Consider the following 20,538-nt stretch of genomic DNA (forward strand, 5'->3'; position numbering starts at 1 on the left):
TTTGCCAGACCTCACTTGACCGTGAGGTTTTTTTTACAAAAAACCTACTTATTAACGGGTATTGGCCGTATCACCCAACCAGTAGCGATTGATGTCCTTTATACCCCATTTGGCAGCATCTTCACGCGTAGCTATCTTGTCATTGCTTCCTAACCGGGACAAATCGATCAGCTCGGGCGTAATATAAGCCATGGATTTGGCAGAAAAAAAGACCCTTACTTTAGGTAGCAACAGCGACTTGCCCACTTGCTGCTCGACCACGACTGCCAAACGACCAGACTCCAGCTTTACCAGCGTACCTACGGGGAAAATACCTATGCTTTTGACGAAAGCCTGGAATATTTTTTCATCAAAATGCCCGCTACTCCATTCGGCCATTTTGCGCAAAGATTCTGCCGGACACCAGCCTTGCTTGTATGGACGATCGGAAGTAATCGCATCGTAGACATCGCAGACTGCCCCCATGCGGGCATACAAGCTTATTTCGTCACCCTTCAAGCGATTTGGGTAACCGGTGCCATCTATTTTTTCGTGATGATGCAGGCAAACATCAAGAGCGATAGCACTAACACCCTTGGCCTCTTTCAACATCTTGTAACCAGCCATGGGGTGCTCCCTGACTGAAACAAATTCAGCATCAGTCAACTTGCCAGGTTTATTCAAAATATCGGCAGCTACCATCATCTTGCCTATGTCATGTAGCAAACCTGCCAGGCCAGCTTCTCTGGTCGCTTCTTCAGACAAACCCAATTGCTTCGCCAACGCCACCATCAGAGCACATACAGCAATCGAATGCATATAAGTGTAATCGTCCTTGGTCTTCAATCTGGCCAAACCGATCAAAGCACCGGGATTGCGCATGACAGAATCAGCAATCTCTTCCACCATGGTTTGCGCATTGCCTACATCCACGGCCTTACCCATGCGGGCCTCATTGAACATGCTGAATACGGCTTGCTTGGATTTACTGACTATGGCTGAGGCACGTCCCAATTCATCATCCATTGAGACACTGCTAATTTGACGGGGAGGAGCTACTGAAACAGGCGGAGGTTCTGGAGTGGGTTCAGTTTGTGGTTTCGCTGGCGGTTTATCTGCTTCCGATAAAACATCCAGGCCCTTGCTGATATCGATCCAGGCATGACGAATCCTGGCTCCTTGAATTTTTTTTAATTCTTCTGCTTCTGCCAGGATAAAAGACTTTTGCCAGAATGGGGTGTCTATCCAGGAGCAGCATAGTTCCTGAACATACATGCCAACCCTCAGTTGAGCAATTTCAATTTTCTTCAACATAGGCAGGAAAAGTTATGAATTGGATAAACAAATAATACATCGAGATGTGCCTTCCAATTATTCGCCAAAGCTAGTTCACAAGCCAGTAGTTAAAGCAACATATTACAAAATTTTTCCTTCAGGCAATTTGCCCAACAAATTCATGGGCCGAAAAAAATCTTGCATAGTTTTATTGCTAATAAAACTCAGGTTATAGGGATGCTCCGCACAAATTTGCTCGTATAGCGCAGCCTCTGACATTGTCCGAAGTTGTTCTGCAATCTTCCCCCATAAGACTAGCACCGCTTGATTCATAATGCGTGCTTGCTGATGTTGATGTAGCTCAAATAAAACTGTTTGCAAAAATGGCTGCCATGCCTTCGCATCTTTTACAGGGGCAGTATCTTCACGAAACACCAGGCTGGCGTTCAATAACAAGAACCCCTGTGCGATGAGGTTTTGTTGTAAATCGTCCAGTGTCTGCACAAAACCACTCTCTGGCTTGCGCGCCAGGCTTGCGACAGCAGCCATGGCATCCCCTGTCGTTGCCTCTTGCTGCAAATGGGCAGAAGTCACCAACAACATCTTCATGAAATTGCGCAAGGACGTGGCACGATTAACTTTTTTAGATAAGCCACCACCCTCCTCATCTGACCACAGGCTTTTTACCGCACCATCCATAAAACAATAACCGGTTGCGCTATCAGCGCGTGGATACGGTCCTTCACCCATCAAGATATAACGCACATCATCCATGGGCATGGAAAAAGCGGCAAATAATCTGGCCTGATTGGGCAGATAAGCGGAAGTCGTCAAACCTGCGAAATAATTGGAATTTGCAATATGTACTTGCTGCAATCCCGCCTTTATCACAGGTTGCCAGGATGAGTGTGCCTGCCCAATAGCTAAACGCACATCTTCAGGACAGGCATCTTGCCAGGAACTCATTGCTGTCCACCCGGCATGGCAGATGGCAGAGAAGCAGTAGGCAGGCCTGGCGTCACCATCGGCGGTGGCGGGCTACTTATCGGACCACCCGGCACATCATTATGTCTGGCTGAAGGGAATGCTACTGGCGCCACTTGCGGCGGCACAGTATTTGCCTGATTCAACGGCGGTATCTGTACCGGCCCACGATTCATGTCTGGCATTTGCGGCATTTCAACCCGGCGCATGATTCCCGATTCAGAAACCATCACATATTGCTCATGCACTTCTTTCAAAATCACGCCAGGAGCGACTTCTTTATCCATGGCCACCGCGATTGCAGGTTTGCCATTGGCACTGATGATGGCAAGGCTCTTTTCAGCACGCTTCGCCAGAACAATACCTTTTAATTGATAGTTGGTAGCAGCAGCCTGCATTGCCTGGCTATTACCGAAAATGCCACCCCACTGCCCGGTTCCCGGCTCATAACTGTTTTGCTGGAATCCTGCGGCAACTGCCCTGGCCTGAGGCTTGAACAGACGCAGAGCCCAAAAGCTCAGGGACGCACAAAGTGCGATAAATATAATAAACGTCACAAGGACAGGTAAGCGTTTCATTTTTATCCTTTTAGCGTACCAATTGATTTATTTCTATGATCGGCATCAATACCGCGAGAACGATGAGCAAGACCACAATACCCATGGTCAAAATCAATACCGGTTCCAGCAAGCCTGCCATGGTCATCGCCCTGCGTTCCAGGTCTTGTTCCTGTGTATTTGAAGCCCGTTCCAGCATTGCCGGCAACTCGCCGGTCACTTCACCCGCGCGTATCATGTGTATCAGCATGGGTGGGAAATGCTTGTGCGCCGACAAGGCTCGCGCCAGGCTGACACCTTCCCTGACGCTGGCTGTCGCCTCCTCTACCTGGGCACGCATGGCTACATTTGATAGCGTTTCACGGCTGGTTTGCAAGGCTTGCAAGATAGGCACGCCGGACCCTGTCGTGATCGCCAGTGTACTGGCAAACCTGGCCGTGTTCAGGCTACGTTCAAATTTGCCGTACAAGGGCGCATTCAGTAACCAGCGGTGCCAGCGCATCTTGAAGTCGGGGTTACGCAGCGCGAGACGCCATAAAGAAAAAGCAGCTGCTGCGAGTATGGCTACTATCCAGCCATAAGCACGCACAAAGTCAGAAATCGCTAGCATCACCAACGTCAGGAAAGGCAGTTTCTGCTTGGTATTGGCAAATACGGAAACAATCTGCGGTACCACATAGGTAAGCAAGAAAATTACAATGGCAAAGGCCACCACGGTCACAATCGCCGGATAGGTAAACGCCAGCCTGACTTTTTGCACCAGTGCATTGCGTCTTTCTATGTAATCAGCCAGTCGTGACAATACACGCGACAAATGGCCAATGTGCTCACCCGAAGCCACCAACGCGCAATAGATGTCGGCAAAATCATTCGGGTGCTGCTTCAATGCATCCGACAATGAATTGCCAGCCATGACTTCAGATCGTATAGAACCTACCAGGTCCCGTACATAAGTGCGCTCCGATTGCTCCAACAAGGCTGACAATGACTGCTCCAATGGCAACCCAGCTTCCAGCAGGCTGGATAATTGCCTGGTAAACAAGGCATTTTCTACTGTTGAGAGGCGGTCAGCAAACAAGCTGGTCTTACGCTTGCCGCTGGCATCCATCTGGTTGGCGATAGATTCCACACTGACCGGCACCAGTCCCTGGGCACGCAAGTCACTGCGAGCCGATCTGGCACTATCGGCATTCAACACCCCTTTGCTGGTATGGCCTGCGGTATCAACAGCCTCATATCGAAATGCTGGCATGTACTTATTCCTTCGTCACGCGCAACAACTCTTCTGGTGTAGTCACACCAGTCTTCAGCCAGCGCTCACCGTCTTCGCGCATGGTTTTCATGCCGTCGGCCTGTGCTGCCTTGCGTACTTCTGCTTCCGCCGCTTCGTGATGTATCTGGGCGCGAATTGCATCTGTGGTTTGCAATAATTCATAAACGCCGACACGTCCCTGATAACCGGTATGGCCGCAATGCTCGCAACCGACTGCATGCCACGCACCTTCTTTTTCAACACGGCAATGCGTACACAGCTTACGCACCAGTCGCTGCGCAACGACACCAAGCAAGGATGAGGACAACAGGAAGGGTTCTATACCCATGTCCAGCAAACGTGTGACTGCCGCAGCAGAGTCGTTGGTATGCAGGGTTGCCAGCACCAGGTGACCTGTCAAGGATGCCTGCACTGCAATTTGCGCAGTTTCCAGATCACGTATCTCACCTATCATGATGACGTCTGGATCCTGCCGCAAAATTGCCCGCAATGCCTTGGCAAAAGTCATTTCGATTTTTGCATTGACCTGAGTCTGCCCTACACCAGCCAGCTCGTATTCAATAGGATCTTCCACCGTCAGAATATTGGTCGTACCAGCATTTACCCTGGACAGAGCGGCATACAAAGTGGTGGTTTTACCTGAGCCGGTTGGGCCCGTCACTAGCACAATGCCGTGCGGCTGAGCGATCAGTTTGTCGAATTGCGTCAACACATCGGCACTCATGCCCAGATGACTCAAATCCAGACGTCCTGCTTCTTTATCCAGCAAGCGAAGTACTGCGCGTTCACCATGGCCGGTTGGCAACGTGGATACCCGCACATCAACTGGCTTGCCACCTATGCGCAAGGTAATGCGGCCATCTTGTGGCAGGCGTTTTTCAGCAATGTCCAGTTGCGCCATGATCTTGATACGCGAAATCAGGGACGCGTGTATGGCTTTCTTGGGACGTACCACATCACGCAAGGCACCATCAACACGGAAACGGACCACAGAAATCTGCTCAAACGGCTCAATGTGTATATCCGATGCACCGTCACGCAACGCCTGTGTCAGCAAGGCATTGATCATGCGTATCACAGGCGCATCATCAGCTGATTCAAGCAAATCTTCGATGGCTGGCATATCCAGCATGAGCTTGGCCAGATCCAGATCAGACTCAACTTCACCCACCACATCGGCAGCATCCCCACCAGAACCGGCATAAGCCTTGGCTATCGCCTCAGACAACTCTGTATGAGGCAACATCACCAGTTTGACTTTGCCAAACTTGCGCCCGACTTCAGCTATTGCGGCAGAAGGTGTCATCTTGGAAATCTGTATCTCAACAACACCATTGACAACAGCATGGTCCCTGACGGCAAGCACAGAGAAATCCCTGGCAAAACCATAAGGCAATAAACGATGATCAAGCATGGCTTATTTGCCTTCCTGGCCTGCCGTTGATTTCTCAGGAGAGACTACCAGCGGCGTAGCCAATAACTTCCCTTTTTCTGGCGTAGGCAGCAAACCATCATTTGCTACGTCTTTGGATGGTGTGATCTGGGCACGCATATAATCGTAACGGTCTATGGACACGTTATTGCTTTGCTCGGCACTACGTATCACTGTAGGGCGCAAAAACACCATCAGGTTAGTCTTGGAGCGCTTGCTGGTCTGGTATTTGAACAGATTACCGATGAAGGGAAGATCACCCAGGCCAGGTACTTTTTCCCCACCATCCGTCGTACTATCTTCAATCAAGCCACCCAGCGCAATGATCTGGCCGTCATCGACCAGCACATTGGTGGTGATGGAGCGTTCCTTGGTAATGATACCTGCGGCGTTGGTTGTATCATCGACACTCGATACTTCCTGATAAATCGCCAGCTTGACTGTGCCACCTTCAGAAATTTGCGGCCTGATCTTCAGCTTTATACCCACTTGTTTGCGGTCTATGGTCTGGAAAGGATTAACGCCTGCCGTGCCACTGGACGCAGTCGTGAATTGGCCTGTAATCAATGGCACATTTTTACCAACGATAATGTTCGCCTCTTCATTATCCAGCGTGACGATATTTGGTATTGACAAAACATTGGCGTTGCCATCTGTCTGCAGCACACGCGCCAAAGCGCCCAGCCCCAACTGGCCATTGACTTGCTTGAATATACCCAGAGACAAGCCTGCACCAGGCAACACGGAGCCTACTGTGGCTGCATTGCCAGCAGCAAGATTAAGCAGGTTATTACCTTTGGTGGAGAATGAGGTGCCGCCGCCTACACGGTAATTACTAGTGCTGTCACCAGACAGCCCCATCCATTGCACACCCAGTTCATTCGACTTGTCGGCACTGATCTCGACTATCAGCGCTTCTACATACACCTGCGCACGACGGGCATCAAGTTGATCAATAACTGTACGCAGGTTGCGATAAACAGGTTCACTGGCAGTAATGATCAGGGTATTTGTAGCCGCATCAGCCTGGATATAACCAGCAGCGCCACCGCCACCACCAGAACTATTACTGGTGCTGCTATTGCTGAACGAAGGCATGCTGCTTTGCGTGCTACCCGCCGCATTTGCGGCCACAGGGGCATTCGTACCGCTGGCAGCGTTACCAGCATTGGAAATATTACTACTGGAACTGCGTGAAGAAGAGGTATCCCCCGTCACGATGGAGCGCAAGGTTTGCGCCAGCTTTTCAGCCTCCGCATTCTTTAAATAAACCACGTGTACATTGCCTGGCTGCGATGTAGGCTGATCAAGCTTGGCGATCAGGGACTTGATCTGGTTTGCCTTGGCAACTGAAGAGGCGCGCACAAGGATGGCATTGGAACGTGGGTCCGCCAGCAACACTGGTTTGGTAGGGTCAGCACCACTACCACCTGAGTCGACCACCTTGGAAACCATAGTAGCAATATCAGAAGCAATCGCATGCTTGATCAGGATAACATCCATATCTGTCGTCGCCGGCACATCCAGCGCGGCAATGATCTTGTTCAGGCGTTTGATGTTGTCTGCATAGTCGGTGATAACAACCGTATTATTGCTGGGGTTGCCGTTGATCGTGTTATTTGGTGAAATCAGCGGACGCAATATCGTCACGATATTGGCGGAAGATTCATAATTCAGCTTATAAATCTGAGTGACCACCTGATCGCCTTTGGCAGCTTCATTTCTTTCTGAACTGGTATTTTGGGTAGGGCCAGGCTGCAGCTTGGCATCTGATTCTGGCACCACCTTGGAATAACCATCCGCCGTCACTACTGAAAAACCCTGCAGGCGCAAAGTGGAAGTCAGTAATTTATAGGCCTGGTCCTTGGTCAAAGGCGTTTCAGAAACGAGGTTGATCTGCCCCTTGACCCGTGGATCAATGATGAAAGTCACACCAGTGTAATGGCCTATCGCCTTGATGGCTGACTCAATGTCCGCACCAACCAGATTGATGTCTACCGTATTTTTTGACGGGTCCTGGGCCATGGCCATGGGTGCCATTAAGAAACCAGCAGTCAATACTGCTGCACCAGTCAATGCAGACAATTGCTGGATAGGTTGGCGTAGCGAATTTCTTGTCATGGCGACCCTGTGCTTTAATGGAAATGTTTTCATTTGAACTCTAACGCAATTACATCTTTTTCACCGTCATTACGACGCTGCCCAAGCAAATTCAATAAATTTGCCAGCCTTGCTTCTTGCCCTGCCTCTGCCCATGCCTTGCCAGAAAACTGGAAACGACCATTCGTCATTTTTCCACTTCCTGCCAGCATCATAGGACCCTTCATCGTCAACAACTGCATGTCCGCCTCTGTGCCACGCAAATCAAAAGCCATCTGGTAACTTCCCAAAGGCTTGATAGGTGACAGACGCGAAGCCATTTCGGCCAATTCCAGTTGCATATGCCCTGTCATGCTCAGTTGCGCATTCTTGCGCGAAAACAGCAACTCATTCCAGGATAAATGCAATAAACCTGTAGGGCCTACGGTATTCAAAGGCGCACCCAGACCTTCAAGCCGTTCTGGCGGCAACAACAATACCGACGGACTGACTTGCCACTGACTAAAGTTGCCGGCAATCTTGACCGGCGCCGACAAAGCCGCAGAATTTTCCAGCTCCGCCTTGATTTGCCCCAGGATTAACAGAGGTGAAATACGCCACTGAAACCGCCCAGGGAACAAGGGTGTTACCGGCCCGCTTTTACCTGCAGCCACACCGATGAATGCTGACCCCTGCCAAAAACTACCCTGTACATCCCCCAGACTCAGTCTGCCCTGACTTTGCCTTTCGAGCACAAAGCCTAGCCAACTGGCAGGCAAAAACACCACTACGGTCAAGATGACACTGATAAGTGCAGCCATTATCCATGTCAAACGTCGGGTAATTAACATTGCTTTATTCCGGTCTCAGGAAGGGCTTCTTTGTTGTCGCAAAGTCAAAGTCGCACTTACCTGCCCGCTTTCCAGCAAAGAGACGAGTTTTGCTTCTTCCACCGTCAGTCTTGAGGCCTTTTGCATTTCCACCAGGCACTCCATCAAATTTGCATAAGAAGCACTGGGAATTTGCAAACGTACCAGATCATCACTGACAGCGATAGTTTGTACCTTGATGCCACGCCGTCCCAGTACAGCCTCTAATTGCTCACGAGTGACGGGCGCAACAAATTCAGACAAATTGGCGGTCAGACCGGCTTGTTGCTTACTCAGCTCGGTAATTTCTGCCAATTGCTGATTCAGGACTGGCAGTGCAATGTTTAACTGCTTGCGTCCATTCAAAGCAGGTGCCAGGAAAAAACCATAGGTAATTGCGGCAAGAATGAATGCCGCACAAATGAGCAGCATCTTGCGCTCACGCTCTACCCGGGCTTGCCAAAAGAAATTGAATTGCTCTCTAATTGCGCTGAACATCAGTCCTTACCTCCGGTGGAAACACGCAAAGCACCATCTGACGAGGTACTGATTTTCAGGGATTGTTCAGCCAGGGCCGAGCGCAATGCATCCATAGGCACCTGCACATTGGGTTTGATCCTGACGAACAGGGACCGGTCCTTATACTCTATCGACGCCACACCACCAGGTACCCCCACTCTGTCCCATATCTGGGAAAATTGTGCGGCAATCACAGCAAAATCATTAGCGGCAAATTGCCCGGCCGCACGCTTGGCTATATTGACCTTTTGCTGCATCTGTTTCAATGGGCTATCAGAAATAACTGTCTCTTTGGGATAAGCATTCCTGTACACCTGTAACAAGGCATTTTTCTGGTCTTTTTCTTCGCGCCTCAGGTTGAACCATTCAATATTCAGCGCCAGTAAATTGACAACCACCAAGGCAATCGCCAGGCGCACTGGCCAGCGCCATTTGCTCCAATCAAAACTGGCCATATGTTCTGCCGCTACACCTGTCATCAGGTCAGGCGTATCAGCATTGATACCGGCCACCCTGTTGACCCAGCTCACGGGCATGACTTCTATCTTGTCTTCCAGACCTTCTGTTTTCAATGCAAGCTGACAAGCTTCAACTGCGGTCGCAGGAACATAAGCAGCAATTTTGAGGCAGGCGCTTAATTGCGACAACATGGAAAGCGCATCGCTCATGCCAGCACTTTCCAGACTCAGGCCCAGGCCATGTTGAGCACCATCGCGCAGGCTCAGTTCGAGCCCATCATCTTTTTCTTCTATCAAGGCTGAGGCCGTTTGGCCCGCAGCATCAAAAGCCAGAGACAGTTGTGCCGGATAGGCAGAAAACTTTTTGCCCGGCCAGTCCTTTACCCGTTTGGCCAAACCTTCCAGCCAGGCTTTATCCGTGACAGCAACAATGATTTCGCCATCAACGACATCACCACTGACCAGCACCAGATCAGATGGATCGTTAATCAACTGGTCTTCCAGCAAATTGGGCAATGCCTGCTTCAACTTGGCGGCAGACATAGGTGGCACTTTGGTTTTAAGCAAACTGGTGTCGCTGGCTGCCAGGATAAAAGCAACCTGTTTTGCACCAATCGCCAGCGTTTTCAATTCAGCCAGGCTGGATTGCCCTTGCTGCTGCAAACGTCCCTCTGTCGATATCAAGGCGAAAGCCAGGGGTTGCGCTGACCAATCAGGCCTGTGTTGTGCCGCCACTCTGGAGGGCAAAGAGATATACAGTGTGCTTGCCATTTTTATTTAATTTTCCCGTACCCAAAGCACCGTTGTTGTCATCGCCGTTGATCCTATACTATCGGCACGTTCTATCAATGCGCTGACATCCAGCGCCGAGCGATTCATTTTGACCTTACCATTGACGATAAAATACTTGGTTGCCACGTCCACATCCTTGTCTGTCAATGTTTTCAACCGATCTTCAAAACGCGACTTGAATTCTCCCACCGTACGAAAGTAAGCGCGGTCGCGGCTGGCTATCATGGCTGCGGCATCTCCGACACTGAGGCCATCTATCCTGGCCGCCAGTACTTCGGCAAAGGTCGTATTCACATTAATACTGGTCTTGCCCGGCAACACCGTGACAAAAGCTTTTAGCCTCTCCATCATGTCCGGCGTAAATCCATTAATTGCCAGCAAATCATCTACTTGAGTAAAGCGCAAGAATTGTACTTCAGGTAGCGTGGAATCTGATGGGCTTTTTCCACCGCCGGTTTCAGCAGCCGAAGAACCTGGTGCAGCAATTGCCCGGGACTGTGTCCTGGCCACCATGTCTGCGACCGCTTCTGCCAGTTGCCCATCAAAACGCAAGTTCACCAGCAAGCGGCTGAATACAGCTACCTCACGCTGGTCCACATTGCCATCTGTTGCCAGATTATTCAGGTTATACATGGCTTGCGCGTCAATAACCTGACCTGACAACGTGGCATCGCTATCTTCATTATCTGTCTTGGCATTCTCCACATATTGATCCAGGCGGGTATCTGCCAGTTTGACTGCCCAAGGCTCACCAAGATGATCCACATTGGCAGACTGCTTGCCATCTTCCCGTAAAATCAGTCGCGCCCAATCTATCGCACCACGCAAAATCCATTTCTTTTGCAATTGCATACGCTGGTTTTCTATCGACCTGACCTGCACCTGCTGTTGCCAGAACAGGCTGGCAACAATCGTGATCGCCAGAGTCGTCAGTAGCAAGGCGGTAATGACAGCCACTCCGCGCTGCTGAGGAATATTGCCTGCCCTCATACCGCACCCAGCAAGAATACTTTGGTGACAGGCAACTCGCGGCCAGACAGCTGCACGGCAATTTCCAGACCTGTCAATTTACCGGCTCTGGTAGGAATACCAGGGGCTGCCGGTACAGGATTCGCCCCGGCAGCTTCACTACCGCCTGCACGCCAGCCGTTTTCACCCTCTTTCCAGGTGCGCATCTCAAAGCCTGTGACCTGGGTCTGCAGGGCAATCGCCGGGCTGGTTTCAGTATCCGATAAAGCGTCTTGCCAATCGTGTTCCAGTACAGCCAATTCTCGAGTGGGCAGCATTTCGCGCCGGCCAAGCACACCGCCGCGCACGCTATAGACGACGACCTGCAAACGTGAGGGCTGGTTTTCTTCAAACACACTACGCACCAACACCAGCCTGGGGCCTACCGCACTGAATACTTCCCGGCCTGGTAAATTGCTGGCGTCCACCATGTGGGCGCAGTCATTCTCCAACTGAGCAAAAGCCAGCTGTATACCACGCGTTTGCTCCATCTCTGCAGTGAGAGCCACACGAGCGCGGACTATGCTGTCAAGGCCACGCCAACCGAGCACGGCAATAATCGCCAGTATGGTGATCGCCACCAATAGTTCTATGAGAGTAAAACCGGATTGCGATGACTTGCCGGACCGGTTTTGGTGACCTGACTGAAGCTTAAAGTGCATTCGGCACCACCTGGGTCAGCTTGATGATGCGACGCTCAGGGCTATCTGCTTCATACACAAAAACTTCGACTCTTCTGAAAGAGGGGTTGGGAGTGGCAATGACATGCTCTTCACACATCAGGTGCAAATCCCCCTGCGGACAAGCAAAGGTACGTTCGCCGAAGGCTGGCCATTCATGCGCCAGCCGTATTTGCGCCAGACGATTTTCAGCAGACCAGGTCGCCATCATGGAAGCGCGCAAGCTGCTGCTGTTTTGCGTCAGGCTGCCAACCGCACGCAAACTGGCGCCCAGGGCAGTACCGACGATGACCAGCGCCACCAGCACTTCCAGCAAGGTAAACCCGGATTGTGAGCGTAACTGTCGCATCTTATTCCACTGAAAAGTGACCAATACCATCTGCCCGTACACTGACACGTTTGTCATTGGACTTAAGAGTGAGCACAAAGGGTTTATCGACGGGTTCGCGGCCAAACAGGATGCGTATGACCGAAGTATCAGCCGCCTGCGGTTGCAGGGATAACTCTACTGGCGCAGTCTGAAAAAAACGTTCGCGCAGCATGTCATCCTTGATAGGTGACCAGATTCTGTCTTCCCTGACCAGAAAACGATAACCGTTCTGGTCCACCTCAAAAGCCACGGGTAAATTGCGCACGATGGCTTCATCACGGGCAAGTTGCAAAAGCAGGGAAATGCGCTTGGCATCATTTTCCAGGCGCTGCTGCTCGCCCGGCATGGCGTTAATACTGATGGCACCCAGAATGAGACCAAAAATGACTAACACCACCAATAATTCCAGCAAGGTAAAACCCTGCTGCCCATGCTTCATCTTCATGTGCACTTCTTATAAATCCCAGGATCCTATATCTGCATCTTCACCGCTGCCACCAGGTTGACCATCGGCACCCAGCGAAAACACATCGACATCGCCCCTGATACCAGGCGAAAGATATTGATATGGTTTGCCCCAGGGGTCATTGCGCAATTTTTCTATGTAGCCACCAGTTGCCCAGGCATTTGCCGCCGGGCCTGATGTCGGCTTTTCTATCAGAGCTTGCAAACCTTGCTCTGTAGTCGGGTAACGCTGGTTATGCAAACGGTACATCTTCAGTGCACCCATGATGGTGGAAATATCCTGTTTGGCTGCTGTCACCCTGGCTTCATGGGTAAAACCTGTCAACCTGGGCACCATAAAGGCACCGAGAATGGCGATGATGGTCACAACGACCATGATCTCGATCAGGGTAAAGCCGCGCTCGGAATTCCGGGCCTTGCCTGCACACAATGGAACTGAAGGAACTGAAAAATTAAGCATGGCGTAATTCTAAAAAATGAAAACTCTAAAAATAAAAAAAATGCGTGGCGCGCATACTATCAGCACGCTGACGCAGTATAAATCCTGAGATTATCCCTGGGGCCACTTTCTGTATCGAATAGTAACAAAAAATGCCTTGAAGACAATATTTAAACACAAAATTGGAAATTAATATGTATGAATTCTGTTGAATTGCATCCCATACTACCACCAGTATGTGTCAACTCAATTTCAAGGGCAGGCTGCGCAAGCGCTTGCCGGTCAGGGTAAATATGGCATTGGCAACTGCCGGGGCGATGGGTGGCACGCCTGGCTCACCTATGCCCTGGGGCGGTTCTGCACTTTTGATAATGACAGTTTCAACCTCAGGTGCCTCGTTAATGCGCAAAACCTGATAGTCGTTAAAGTTGCTCTGCATGACCTTGCCATCCTTGATAGTAATCTCACCATACAAGGCAGCACTCAGGCCAAAGACCACCGCAGACTCCATTTGCTGGGCAATGATGTTGGGATTTACCGCGATACCGCAATCCACAGCGCAAGTTACCTTGTGCACCCGGATTTGCCCGTCCTGCACTGAGACTTCAGCTATTTGTGCCACGATACTGCCAAAAGATTCATGCAACGCCAGGCCATGCGCCCTGCCTTCTGCCGGCTTGCCTGCTTTTTGTACCGCTGCGTCCAGCACAGCAAGATGGCGTGGATGATCTTTCAGTAAACCACGGCGGAATGTCAAATTATCCTGATTTGCTGCATGGGCAATTTCATCGATAAAACTCTCTTTGAAAAAGGCATTATGCGAATGGCCGACTGAGCGCCAGAACCCAAGTGCCACCGGACTAGGTGCAATGACATGCCTGATACGCTGGTGCGGAATTTCATAAGGCATGTCAAACTCGCCTTCAGCCGTGGTCTTGTCCGGGCCAGCCCCGGCAAGGCCAAATGTGCGCTTCAAGACTTGATGTGTAATCGAACCTGAAACGGACTTATTGTCGTAAGCCAGCAATTTGCCAACGCTATCCAGCCCCGCCTTGAAGCGTGCCAAAGCCGCTGGCCGGTACATATCATGTGCAGTATCCTCTTCGCGACTCCAGATAAGTTTGACGGGTGCACCCTTGGTTTCCATGGCAATACGCGCCGCTTGTGCGACCATGTCCACCTCGAGCCTGCGACCAAAACCGCCACCCAGATAGGCCATGTGCAAAGTGACATCTTCAGATTTAATCTTGGCGACTTTGGCAGCGACATCTGCAGCAACGCCGGGTACCTGGGTAGAAACCCAGATTTGCAGCTTGCCACCCTTGAATTGTGCCGTGCAATTGATGGGCTCCATCGCGGCATGCGCCAGAAACGGTGCGCGGTACTCTGCCTCTAAGGTTTTGGCTACTTCCTTGCCAGTCAGTGCAGTCTCAACGTCCCCAGCCTTGTGATAAGCAAAACCAGATTCGCTATCGAGCTTGCTGGCAAAGTCCTTGAAAATGCCTTCAGTCGAAAGTTGCGCATGCTCACCCGCATCCCAGATGATGGGTAATTTATCCATGGCCTGCCTGGCTTGCCAATAAGACTGAGCGACCACAGCAACACCTGCCACAGCCTCTTCCATGGAAAAATCAATGACCTGCATGACACCCGGCATGGACTTGACTGCAGCAGCATCAAAAGACTTGATACGACCGCCTATCGTCGGGCTTTGTTTGAGGGCGGCATAGACCATGCCTTCTGGTCTGGCATCAATACCAAACTGCGCACTGCCATCCCCTTTTGGGGCGGCATCAGTACGTGGCTGCGGCTGGCCTATGATTTTGAAATCTTGCGGACGCTTGAGTTGTATCTCACCAGGTTTGCTATTGACCGCATCGGCAGCCAGCTCACCATAGCTGGCACGCTTGCCAGATGAATGGCTTACTACACCATCTTTGGTCCCACATTCTGTAGCGGCTACATTCCATTTTTTTGCTGCTGCGGCAATCAGCATGGCACGGGCCGTAGCACCTGCTTCACGCATGGGTTGCCAGGCATCTTTGACGCTGGATGAGCCACCCGTCATTTGCAAACCCAGTTCGCGGGCGAATTTCAGCGTCACCCATTGAGCGACGCGCTTCACGCTACCATGATCATCCGGATGAAACGGCAAGCCGTCAGCCAGTGCGGCCATGCTGCCATAAATTTTATCTGCGGGCACATACATGGGCTTGACCATGTTCATGGGCACATCCAGCTCTTCGGCCACCAGCATCTGCAAGGCAGTGTGTATGCCTTGCCCCATCTCACTCCTGTGCATGGCAACACTTACGGTGCCATCTTGCGCAATCTTGATCCAGCCATTCATGGCGACTTCGCCATTGAATACTGGCAAGGGCGTACTGGTATTCAAACGCTGACGTGGCGGCATGATGCCCCACCCCACCAATAATGCCCCCGTCAAGCCCAAGCCACCCAGGATGAAGCGGCGGCGTCCTGATTTTTTAAGCTGTGACATGTGCTGTCTCCCTTATTTTTGCCGCCTTTTTACATGGCGTGCTTATGTATTTCGTCTTGGATAACCTTCTGCCAATATCCTGGTCCAGACGATTTCCTTTTGTTCTGCCGTCATGAACACCCACTCTGCCACCTCAGCCACAGTGCGGCCACAGCCACGACAAACATCATCAAATGTTGTTGAGCAAACGGCAACACAAGGTGTATCCGGGCGTTCTTTGTTTTCCATTTTTATTACTGACATATATGTACTCTTGTTCTCAGGAAAATCTTGCCAGAGAGCTTGGCGCTCTTATAATGAAACGAGCGTTCGCATTTTCCCCGGCTAATAGTAAATGTTTTTTTGTTTACTGCGTTGGTGTCTGCACTCTATTTTTCCAGAAATAGAGGGACTTTGTTGACAGCCTACAGGCTTCAGCGGGAAAATTGGCTGCTTTCTGTCTATCCCTCACAAATATAAAGGTACATCATGAAAGTAGCCGTCGTTCTTTCCGGTTGTGGCGTCTTCGATGGCGCTGAAATTCACGAGAGTGTCCTGACCATGCTGGCACTCGTCAGAGCTGGCGCAGAACCAGAATTCCTGGCACCTGATATCCCTCAAGCCCATGTTGTCAATCATCTTAGCGGCCAGGTCGCTGAAGGTGAAAGCCGTAATGTATTGGTAGAGTCTGCCCGTATCGCTCGTGGCAAAATCAAGGACATCGCACTGGCCGATGCCGATGATTATGCCGCAGTATTTTTTCCTGGTGGTTTTGGTGCCGCCAAAAACCTGTCTGACTTTGCCAGCAAAGGGGCTGACTGCCAGATACAGCCTGATGTCTTGCGATTCGCCAAAGCCATCGCCGACGCAGGCAAACCAGCCTGCTATATCTGCATAGCCCCTGCCATGCTGCCACTGGTATATGGCAGCGGCATTGCTGTCACCATAGGCAATGACGAAGGCACAGCTGCTGCTGTCACTGCCATGGGTGGCCAGCACATCAATTGCCCGGTCAAAGAGTTTGTCGTCGACAAAGAGAGAAAAGTCGTCAGCACACCCGCATATATGCTGGCGGAAAATATTGCTGAAGCAGCGACAGGGATAGAAGCTGCCGTCAAAGCGACGCTGGCATTAATCTGAAACCCGCAAGCTCCAGGTATCATTTTTAAAACAAGGTCTTCATGACTCAAGATTTTTTTCAATCCCTGATGTTGCTGATACTGGTCACCGACCCGTTTGGCAACGTCCCCATCTTTGTCAGCGCCCTGTCCCATGTCGCACCTGAGCGGCGCTGGCGCGTCGTCGTACGCGAATGCGCGATAGCCTTTGGCCTGCTTTTGCTGTTCATGTTCTTTGGCAAGCACTTCCTGACCGCACTGCAATTGACTGAAGTATCCTTGCGCATAGGTGGCGGAGTGATTCTGTTCCTGATTGCCTTGCGCATGGTCTTCCCGCAGGAAGGTGGTATTTTTGGGGATGTGGAAGATGGTCATGAACCCTTTATCGTTCCACTGGCGATACCAGCGCTGGCTGGACCGTCTGCGCTGGCGACTGTGCTGCTGTTTTCATCTGATAGTCGTCAGGACATGGTGGTGCATCTGGCAGCATTGACTGCCGTTGCCGTGGTCTGGCTGGTAGTATTATTGAGTGCGGAACGCATGCAAAAAGTCCTGGGCATACGTGCCATGACCGCATTTGAGCGCCTGATGGGTCTGATACTTACAGCGATGTCGGTAGAAATGCTGCTGGCGGGGATCAGGGATTATCTGAAAACTTTGAACTGATCAAAGTATGGCTGACCAGGTATTGAGGGCTTGGTCAACCATTTCAAAGTTTTAGTGATTGAAGGTGAAATAGCCCAGCAGGAACAGCGCCAGAGCAATCAGGAATTGTTTAAGCATCTGACGATTCATAGCACCCTTAAATTATTCTAGTTAAATTATCTTGTCTGCGGTCATTTGCGCAATGTCGGCATCACTATAACCCAGTGCACTCAACACTTCCTGATTATGTTGCCCCAGGCGTGGACCCAGCCATTGGGTCTGACCGGGAGTTTCTGACATCTTCGGCGTAATGGCAGGCAGCTTGACTGGTGTGCCATCTTCAAAAGCATGCTGTTCAAACATCTGGCGCGCCAGGAATTGCGGATCGCTCATCATATCGCGTACAGAGTAAATTTTACCTACCGGCACATCGGCAGCCTTGAGTATTTGCAAGGCTGTTTCTATATCACGGCCTGAGCACCATGTTTGAATTGCCGTATCAATTTCTGCCGTGCGCGGGACACGGCCATCATTGCGCACCAGGCCTGGGTCTTGTGCAAGGTCATCCCGGTCTATAGCTTTCATGAGTCTGTGAAAAATCGCATCACCATTACCAGCAATGACAATATTTTCACCCTCTGCCGTAGTGTAAGTATTCGAGGGCACGATGCCCGGCAAGGCACCACCAGTACGTTCACGCACGACGCCGGCATGATCAAATTCTGGCACCAGCGATTCCATCAAGTTGAATACCGACTCATATAAAGCCACATCCACCATTTGCCCCTGACCAGCGACACATGCCTCGCCCTGCTTGCCATTCCAGCGTCCGCCCGTGACATCACGATGGCGCAGCGCCATCATTGCACCAATGACACCATGCAAGGCAGCGACAGAATCCCCTATCGATATGCCTACGCGCACAGGTGGGCGATCAGCATGACCAGAGACATAACGCAAACCACCCATGGATTCGCCTATGGCACCAAAACCGGGCAGATCTTTCAACGGCCCGGTCTGGCCGTAACCAGACAAACGAACCATGATGGTGGCAGGGTTGATCGCTTTTAAATCTTCAAATCCCAGCTCCCATTTTTCCAGTACACCGGGGCGATAATTTTCTATGATGATGTCGGCATCCAGCGCCAGACGCCTGGCAATCTCACGCGCGTGCTCCTGCTTCATATTCAGGGTGATGCTTTTCTTGTTGCGTGCCTGCACACTCCACCACAGGGAAGTACCATCTTTCAGCACACGCCACTGGCGCAGCGGGTCACCACCATCGGGAGACTCTACCTTGATTACTTCAGCACCAAACTCAGCCAGCATGCGCGAGCAAAATGGCCCCGCAATCAGCGTACCCAATTCCAGAACCTTGATGCCCGCCAAAGGGCCGTGTGCTTTAGCTTGTGACTGCATAAGAGTAAAAATCCGTCCAGATGAGGGTTACAGGATCAGCTCAGACAAAAGTGAGTTTCTTGATTTCCCATGCGATATTGGCGCGCGCCTGTGCATCAAATTGCGCAGCCATGATGGGATGAAAATATAAATGTTCGCGGTCAGCAAAGCGCTTCAGCACTTTTAAGCGCCCCGCTCTGTAAGCTGGCGCTTCCAGCCAGCGAAATTCATTGCGTATGGCCCGGCTATATTGCTGATAAACGTCCTTGGGTGCACCGAGGATAGTCAATGCAATATCTAGAAACAAGGGAATATCAGCCGCACGGTTTTTAAAATCAGCCACTTCATGCCTGGCCGTGGCAAGTATGCATTGCTGCACATGCATGATGACGGTGGGATTGATTTCCATACGCATCATCAATTCACCTGCCAGCTCAGCACTTTTCAGTTCATTATTATTGGCATGGGTGTCATACACCATGTCATGAAACCAGATGGCCAGTGACACGACAGAGAAATTTTGTATGTCCGCCCGCCGCTCTTCAGCATGCTTGAGCATGGACTGGATATGCGAGAGGTTATGAAAACTGCGCTGTGGCTCTGAGTAATGTTTGTCCAGCAAAGTCCAGACTTCCATTGCATGTCTGGAACTCCCGGCCAAGCCCCTAATCAGGTCTGACCATTGCAAGTGCAATTTGCTTTTTTGTTCGGCGGGGATCAGGAACATGATGGCAATATTTAAGTAGTCCGTCTATCCAGCATGGCGCGGGCGATGGTGCCTGCATCCACATATTCGAGTTCACCACCAACTGGCACACCACGGGCCAGGCGGCTGACCCGCAAGCCGCGCGCCTTCAATGTCTCACTGATGTAATGCGCGGTTGCCTCACCTTCATTAGTGAAATTGGTGGCCAGCACCACCTCCTGCACTTTACCGTCGGTGGCCCTGGCGACGAGTTTTTCCAGATGGATGTCTTTCGGGCCTATGCCATCAAGTGGTGAGAGCCGCCCCATGAGGACAAAGTACAGGCCCTTGTAAGTCATGGTCTGCTCTATCATCATCTGGTCTGAGGGCGTTTCCACCACGCATAGCAGACTGGTATCGCGCACTGCATCCAGACAGGTTTCGCAGACTTCGCTCTCGCTGAAGGTATTACAGGATGCGCAATGCTGTATGCGCTCAACCGCATGGGTCAAGGCCATGCCAAGGATGGCGGCACCTTCCCTGTCATGTTGTAGCAAGTGATAAGCCATGCGCTGAGCAGACTTTGGCCCGACGCCGGGCAAGCGGCGCAGCGCCTCAGACAAGGCTTCCAGACTACCGAGTTTTTTCACACTCAGAATGGCATCTTGAAGCCGGGTGGCAAAGGCATGCCAGCTGTCAGTGCAGACATTTTTTCTTGTGAAGTGGCTTCTGCCTTGCGTACTGCATCATTGAATGCGGCAGCAACCAGGTCTTCCAGCATGTCTTTGTCATCAGCCAGCAAAGACGGATCAATAGTAACGCGCTTGACATCGTTCTTGCAGGTCATGACAACCTTGACCAGACCGGCACCAGCCTGACCTTCTACTTCTACCAGACCCAATTGATCCTGGGCTTTTTTCATATTGTCCTGCATGGCCTGTGCTTGCTTCATCAGACCGGCTAGTTGATTCTTCATCATAAAAATTTCTCCGAAAATAAAAATGGAATATTGGTTAAAAAATGGTCACGTATAT

Annotated in this window: 22 protein-coding genes; 2 read left to right on the forward strand and 20 right to left on the reverse strand. The window is 51.0% G+C overall.

Annotated features, from left to right (window positions below; all coding sequences use genetic code 11):
- Window positions 1-51: 51 nt before the first annotated feature.
- The 16 genes from AC07OI_RS10220 to AC07OI_RS10295 all read right to left on the reverse strand — a co-directional run bounded on the left by AC07OI_RS10220 (window position 52) and on the right by AC07OI_RS10295 (window position 15,922).
- Window positions 52-1,293 carry a cyclic di-GMP phosphodiesterase gene (locus AC07OI_RS10220; protein WP_492706154.1) on the reverse strand — a complete coding sequence of 414 codons (1,242 nt, stop codon included), beginning with the start codon at window positions 1,291-1,293 and terminating at the stop codon, window positions 52-54.
- A 102-nt stretch (window positions 1,294-1,395) separates the two neighbouring features.
- The gene (locus AC07OI_RS10225; RefSeq protein ID WP_495257128.1) at window positions 1,396-2,028 is read right to left on the reverse strand and encodes a uracil-DNA glycosylase family protein; all 633 of its coding nucleotides are present in this window, start codon (window positions 2,026-2,028) and stop codon (window positions 1,396-1,398) included.
- A gap of 188 nt (window positions 2,029-2,216) precedes the next feature.
- On the reverse strand, window positions 2,217-2,816 hold the full coding sequence (locus AC07OI_RS10230; RefSeq protein ID WP_492706150.1) for a type II secretion system protein N: 600 nt from the start codon (window positions 2,814-2,816) through the stop codon (window positions 2,217-2,219).
- Between the two features lie 10 nt (window positions 2,817-2,826).
- A complete protein-coding gene (gene gspF, locus AC07OI_RS10235) occupies window positions 2,827-4,047 on the reverse strand; it encodes a type II secretion system inner membrane protein GspF (protein WP_492706148.1) in 1,221 nt (406 codons plus the stop codon).
- Window positions 4,048-4,051: 4 nt separating this feature from the next.
- A complete protein-coding gene (gene gspE / locus AC07OI_RS10240) occupies window positions 4,052-5,482 on the reverse strand; it encodes a type II secretion system ATPase GspE (protein WP_492706146.1) in 1,431 nt (476 codons plus the stop codon).
- A gap of 3 nt (window positions 5,483-5,485) precedes the next feature.
- Complete coding sequence (gene gspD / locus AC07OI_RS10245) at window positions 5,486-7,654, reverse strand: type II secretion system secretin GspD (protein WP_495257129.1); 2,169 nt, start codon at window positions 7,652-7,654, stop codon at window positions 5,486-5,488.
- Complete coding sequence (gene gspN / locus AC07OI_RS10250; protein ID WP_492706142.1) at window positions 7,651-8,400, reverse strand: type II secretion system protein N; 750 nt, start codon at window positions 8,398-8,400, stop codon at window positions 7,651-7,653. Before gspN ends, gspD begins: the two co-directional genes overlap by 4 nt.
- A gap of 45 nt (window positions 8,401-8,445) precedes the next feature.
- The gene (locus tag AC07OI_RS10255; RefSeq protein ID WP_492706140.1) at window positions 8,446-8,946 is read right to left on the reverse strand and encodes a type II secretion system protein M; all 501 of its coding nucleotides are present in this window, start codon (window positions 8,944-8,946) and stop codon (window positions 8,446-8,448) included.
- Window positions 8,946-10,196 (reverse strand): type II secretion system protein GspL, encoded by a 1,251-nt coding sequence (gspL, locus tag AC07OI_RS10260; protein ID WP_495257130.1) that lies wholly within the window; start codon window positions 10,194-10,196, stop codon window positions 8,946-8,948. Before gspL ends, AC07OI_RS10255 begins: the two co-directional genes overlap by 1 nt.
- 6 nt (window positions 10,197-10,202) lie before the next feature.
- Entirely contained in the window at window positions 10,203-11,174 is a 972-nt protein-coding gene (gene gspK / locus AC07OI_RS10265; RefSeq protein ID WP_492706136.1) for a type II secretion system minor pseudopilin GspK, read from the reverse strand.
- Window positions 11,175-11,203: 29 nt separating this feature from the next.
- Complete coding sequence (locus tag AC07OI_RS10270) at window positions 11,204-11,887, reverse strand: PulJ/GspJ family protein (protein WP_492706134.1); 684 nt, start codon at window positions 11,885-11,887, stop codon at window positions 11,204-11,206.
- Entirely contained in the window at window positions 11,877-12,254 is a 378-nt protein-coding gene (gene gspI, locus AC07OI_RS10275) for a type II secretion system minor pseudopilin GspI (protein ID WP_492706132.1), read from the reverse strand. Before gspI ends, AC07OI_RS10270 begins: the two co-directional genes overlap by 11 nt.
- 1 nt (window position 12,255) lies before the next feature.
- Window positions 12,256-12,720 carry a type II secretion system minor pseudopilin GspH gene (gene gspH / locus AC07OI_RS10280; RefSeq protein ID WP_495257131.1) on the reverse strand — a complete coding sequence of 155 codons (465 nt, stop codon included), beginning with the start codon at window positions 12,718-12,720 and terminating at the stop codon, window positions 12,256-12,258.
- A 9-nt stretch (window positions 12,721-12,729) separates the two neighbouring features.
- Window positions 12,730-13,200, reverse strand: coding sequence for a type II secretion system major pseudopilin GspG (gene gspG / locus AC07OI_RS10285; RefSeq protein ID WP_492706128.1), 471 nt, complete (start codon window positions 13,198-13,200; stop codon window positions 12,730-12,732).
- Window positions 13,201-13,420: 220 nt separating this feature from the next.
- A complete protein-coding gene (locus tag AC07OI_RS10290) occupies window positions 13,421-15,679 on the reverse strand; it encodes a xanthine dehydrogenase family protein molybdopterin-binding subunit (protein ID WP_495257132.1) in 2,259 nt (752 codons plus the stop codon).
- Between the two features lie 42 nt (window positions 15,680-15,721).
- The gene (locus AC07OI_RS10295) at window positions 15,722-15,922 is read right to left on the reverse strand and encodes a DUF1289 domain-containing protein (protein ID WP_492706123.1); all 201 of its coding nucleotides are present in this window, start codon (window positions 15,920-15,922) and stop codon (window positions 15,722-15,724) included.
- A gap of 225 nt (window positions 15,923-16,147) precedes the next feature.
- On the opposite strand from AC07OI_RS10295, the gene elbB reads away from it, so the two are divergent.
- Both elbB and AC07OI_RS10305 read left to right on the forward strand, forming a co-directional pair.
- A complete protein-coding gene (gene elbB, locus AC07OI_RS10300) occupies window positions 16,148-16,798 on the forward strand; it encodes an isoprenoid biosynthesis glyoxalase ElbB (RefSeq protein WP_495257133.1) in 651 nt (216 codons plus the stop codon).
- 41 nt (window positions 16,799-16,839) lie between these two features.
- On the forward strand, window positions 16,840-17,442 hold the full coding sequence (locus AC07OI_RS10305; protein WP_492706119.1) for a MarC family protein: 603 nt from the start codon (window positions 16,840-16,842) through the stop codon (window positions 17,440-17,442).
- 150 nt (window positions 17,443-17,592) lie between these two features.
- Here AC07OI_RS10305 and AC07OI_RS10310 read toward each other — a convergent pair whose 3' ends face one another.
- The 4 genes from AC07OI_RS10310 to AC07OI_RS10325 form a co-directional block, all read right to left on the reverse strand.
- The gene (locus tag AC07OI_RS10310; protein ID WP_495257134.1) at window positions 17,593-18,840 is read right to left on the reverse strand and encodes a CaiB/BaiF CoA transferase family protein; all 1,248 of its coding nucleotides are present in this window, start codon (window positions 18,838-18,840) and stop codon (window positions 17,593-17,595) included.
- Between the two features lie 40 nt (window positions 18,841-18,880).
- Window positions 18,881-19,456, reverse strand: a complete 576-nt coding sequence (locus tag AC07OI_RS10315; RefSeq protein WP_492706115.1) for an HD domain-containing protein — start codon at window positions 19,454-19,456, stop codon at window positions 18,881-18,883.
- 101 nt (window positions 19,457-19,557) lie between these two features.
- Window positions 19,558-20,154 (reverse strand): recombination mediator RecR, encoded by a 597-nt coding sequence (gene recR, locus AC07OI_RS10320; protein ID WP_492706113.1) that lies wholly within the window; start codon window positions 20,152-20,154, stop codon window positions 19,558-19,560.
- A 2-nt stretch (window positions 20,155-20,156) separates the two neighbouring features.
- Complete coding sequence (locus AC07OI_RS10325; protein ID WP_423011043.1) at window positions 20,157-20,483, reverse strand: YbaB/EbfC family nucleoid-associated protein; 327 nt, start codon at window positions 20,481-20,483, stop codon at window positions 20,157-20,159.
- Between the last annotated feature and the right edge of the window lie 55 nt (window positions 20,484-20,538).

The organism is Undibacterium sp. GW821-FHT07F11 (assembly GCF_059418665.1).

Excerpts from the sequence above, each read along its gene's own strand:
- AC07OI_RS10255 (WP_492706140.1), bottom strand. The coding sequence starts at position 8,946 with ATGTTCAGCGCAATTAGAGAGCAATTCAATTTCTTTTGGCAAGCCCGG.
- gspH (WP_495257131.1), bottom strand. The coding sequence starts at position 12,720 with ATGAAGATGAAGCATGGGCAGCAGGGTTTTACCTTGCTGGAATTATTG.
- gspE (WP_492706146.1), bottom strand. The coding sequence starts at position 5,482 with ATGCTTGATCATCGTTTATTGCCTTATGGTTTTGCCAGGGATTTCTCT.
- AC07OI_RS10305 (WP_492706119.1), top strand. The coding sequence starts at position 16,840 with ATGACTCAAGATTTTTTTCAATCCCTGATGTTGCTGATACTGGTCACC.
- gspG (WP_492706128.1), bottom strand. The coding sequence starts at position 13,200 with ATGCTTAATTTTTCAGTTCCTTCAGTTCCATTGTGTGCAGGCAAGGCC.
- gspD (WP_495257129.1), bottom strand. The coding sequence starts at position 7,654 with ATGAAAACATTTCCATTAAAGCACAGGGTCGCCATGACAAGAAATTCG.
- gspF (WP_492706148.1), bottom strand. The coding sequence starts at position 4,047 with ATGCCAGCATTTCGATATGAGGCTGTTGATACCGCAGGCCATACCAGC.
- AC07OI_RS10325 (WP_423011043.1), bottom strand. The coding sequence starts at position 20,483 with ATGATGAAGAATCAACTAGCCGGTCTGATGAAGCAAGCACAGGCCATG.
- AC07OI_RS10220 (WP_492706154.1), bottom strand. The coding sequence starts at position 1,293 with ATGTTGAAGAAAATTGAAATTGCTCAACTGAGGGTTGGCATGTATGTT.
- elbB (WP_495257133.1), top strand. The coding sequence starts at position 16,148 with ATGAAAGTAGCCGTCGTTCTTTCCGGTTGTGGCGTCTTCGATGGCGCT.
- gspN (WP_492706142.1), bottom strand. The coding sequence starts at position 8,400 with ATGGCTGCACTTATCAGTGTCATCTTGACCGTAGTGGTGTTTTTGCCT.
- gspI (WP_492706132.1), bottom strand. The coding sequence starts at position 12,254 with ATGCGACAGTTACGCTCACAATCCGGGTTTACCTTGCTGGAAGTGCTG.
- AC07OI_RS10310 (WP_495257134.1), bottom strand. The coding sequence starts at position 18,840 with ATGCAGTCACAAGCTAAAGCACACGGCCCTTTGGCGGGCATCAAGGTT.
- AC07OI_RS10315 (WP_492706115.1), bottom strand. The coding sequence starts at position 19,456 with ATGGAAGTCTGGACTTTGCTGGACAAACATTACTCAGAGCCACAGCGC.
- AC07OI_RS10230 (WP_492706150.1), bottom strand. The coding sequence starts at position 2,816 with ATGAAACGCTTACCTGTCCTTGTGACGTTTATTATATTTATCGCACTT.
- AC07OI_RS10295 (WP_492706123.1), bottom strand. The coding sequence starts at position 15,922 with ATGTCAGTAATAAAAATGGAAAACAAAGAACGCCCGGATACACCTTGT.
- AC07OI_RS10270 (WP_492706134.1), bottom strand. The coding sequence starts at position 11,887 with ATGCACTTTAAGCTTCAGTCAGGTCACCAAAACCGGTCCGGCAAGTCA.
- gspL (WP_495257130.1), bottom strand. The coding sequence starts at position 10,196 with ATGGCAAGCACACTGTATATCTCTTTGCCCTCCAGAGTGGCGGCACAA.
- AC07OI_RS10290 (WP_495257132.1), bottom strand. The coding sequence starts at position 15,679 with ATGTCACAGCTTAAAAAATCAGGACGCCGCCGCTTCATCCTGGGTGGC.
- AC07OI_RS10225 (WP_495257128.1), bottom strand. The coding sequence starts at position 2,028 with ATGGATGATGTGCGTTATATCTTGATGGGTGAAGGACCGTATCCACGC.